1 protein-coding gene is annotated in these 2495 nt (G+C 53.8%); it reads right to left on the bottom strand.

Annotated elements, in window-relative coordinates; all coding sequences use genetic code 11:
• Positions 1-181 precede the first annotated feature (181 nt).
• Positions 182-2281 carry an FUSC family protein gene (locus GOB86_RS15170; protein WP_165993478.1) on the bottom strand — a complete coding sequence of 700 codons (2100 nt, stop codon included), beginning with the start codon at positions 2279-2281 and terminating at the stop codon, positions 182-184.
• Positions 2282-2495: the final 214 nt, after the last annotated feature.

Genomic DNA, 2495 nt, shown 5'->3' with positions numbered 1-2495 from the left:
CGCAACACAATGGCTCTGGACATATAACCATGACAGACCCAACATGGGGAACAGCGGGCTAACCCCCGCCCAGAAACTAAAAACAGCTGCCTGAATTCTCATTCAATGCCCGACTAAAAATGGGGGGATTACCATCCCGCGCCCCACAAAGCGCGGGATTTCTTTTGTTGTCTATAGAATCTCATAGTTTCCAGTCCGCCAACCTACGACTGGCGACCACATGAGAGGAAAGTTCCGCATTAACGATGGCCATCGCGCCAATCACATCGGTCAATTTGGCTCTGAGCAAGGGAGACTTCTCCTTCTGCTCCCTTTCCCGAAGACATTGCATCGCATCCGTTACATCTCCGGTTGAAGGCTGCGTTTTATGCAGCATAGACAAAAAGGAAGGGATCGCTTTCCGGATATGCGCCACAATGTCGGCAGGAAGCGCCTTGTCCGTGAGCTTTGACTCCAGATAAATCAGGTTTCTGCCTGCCGTCATGACCGCGAACGTACTGTGCAGCCACAGATCCACGCGTGCGAGATCCTGAGCTTTGCAGTGGGCAATGAAATTTTCCATCCCCTGAACAATCCCGCCAACCCACACCTGGTCCGAAACGCATTCGGGAAGTGTCGTGATTTCTTTCATCTTTTTACAGATGAACCGATCAAAGACTTTCAGAAAATGCCCCACGCCGAACGGCAGAAGATAGCGAAAGATCATACCGCCAAGACCAAGCCCCATCAGCAACGCCAGTGACGTGTTGAACCATTGGATTTCATCCACCCGGGAATGATTTTCGGGCAGAAGCATGAATGGGAAGAAATTCACGAAAGATGCGCCAACAGCGGCCGTAGCGGCATGACGGTTGACGAGGCCGCCAATGACCATCGGAATGGCCACAAAAAAACAGAACAGTGGATAATCCGAAGTGACCGGCATAATGAGAAATACCGGCACGACCGCCGCAAGCACCGCCCAGACCGCGCCAAAGAAAAATGTTTTGCTTGCCACCAGCGGATTGGGAAAAGCAGCGAAACGCGCACAGACGACGCAAACGAACATCACCACCAGAGAGCCAGTCGGCCATCCCGTCACTTCCCAGATCAGCGCTGCCAGCAGGACGGAGACAAACGAACGCAGACCGTTGATCAGCGCTGCCCGCCAGTCGGGAAAACGCACGAGTCGAAGGCGGGAAACGGTCTTGCGTTCGCTCTCCATCCCGCTGAAACAATGCATGAGGAGACTGAACTCCCGCATGAGAAGCACCAGTCCCTGAAGCACGATCTGTTGCTCGACAAGAAATGCACGATCTGCGCTCGAATCTTCCTGCGCCGCTGTTCTCGCGATGGAGGTTTCACAGTCCGCCACCAGCCTGTCGGTCTGATCACGAAGCACCTGCTCCCCTTCCTGTGTGGTCAACAGATGCGGGACATTCTCCAGTGTGGTGACGAAAGAAGCTATGAGCGGCGAGACTTCGGGCCCATTCTCATGCACTGAAAGAGAAAGTCTGGTTCTCATGCCCAGGCCACGCGAGAGAAACCGCGTCGCCTCTCCGAGCGTCCCCTGCGCATAAGCAGTCATTGATCGGGAACGACCGGTTTCGATCGCACTGAACTCGATCCGATCGCTCAGCGCCATGACATGAGAAAACGTATCGTAAAGGTCTCGCGCGGGAGGAGAGCGTTTCAGCAGGATTTCCCGCACGACCGACGCGGTCATGATGATGATTTCCCGCAGATACTCCCTGATGGCCGCGTGCGCCCGGCTGCTGGCATTGGGCTCGCAGACCAGAGCCACGGTCATCTCACAGATAACGCCTAGAATAATGTACGTGCTGCGTGCGATGGCGATCTGAAAGACGTGATCCGAGTCAGTAATGGCGGAAATTGAAATGATGGCGCAGGTAAAGCCCATCAGCACAAACATGTAGCTTCTGAAATTGGAACAGAGCGTTCCCAAACCCGCGCACAGTCCAATCCAGAACGCCAGCATCGGAAAGAACAGCCAGGGCTGCTGCGGCGCAGCGGACACCAGAACAATGGCGGCGACTGCGCCAAGCAATGTGCCCACTATTCGCCAGTGAGCTTTTGACAGACTTTCCCCAATGGTTTTCTGGGCAACGATCCAGATGGTCATGGCCGCCCATTGAGGCTGACCAAGCTCCATCCACATGGCGATGCTGAGGGCGATCAGGGAAGTGATTGTGGTTCTGAGCGAAAAAAGAAAATCGGAGAGTGAAGGTGCGAAAAGCCATTCCCAATTCCAGATGGCCTGACGGCGTGTTTTCCCCTGCACAGTAATCGTTCACCCTCATCCCAAACCGTTATCAGCGTAGGAATAGCTGAACTACCCAAGAAAACAATCACGATTTTTTCAGGTGGAGGGATCGAAGAACCCCTGATTGATGTGCTTGGCCGGTAATTTCTGGGTTTTGGCGATTTGATTGACGGTTTTTGCGATGGCGTCCAGTCTGCGTTTTGAGCAGATTGGGAGTTGTCTCTTGCTGGAT

Source organism: Acetobacter lambici, from assembly GCF_011516885.1.
GTDB lineage: Bacteria > Pseudomonadota > Alphaproteobacteria > Acetobacterales > Acetobacteraceae > Acetobacter > Acetobacter lambici.
The sequence above is the reverse complement of the archived record's forward strand: the minus strand, read 5'-3'. Positions and strand labels throughout refer to the sequence as shown.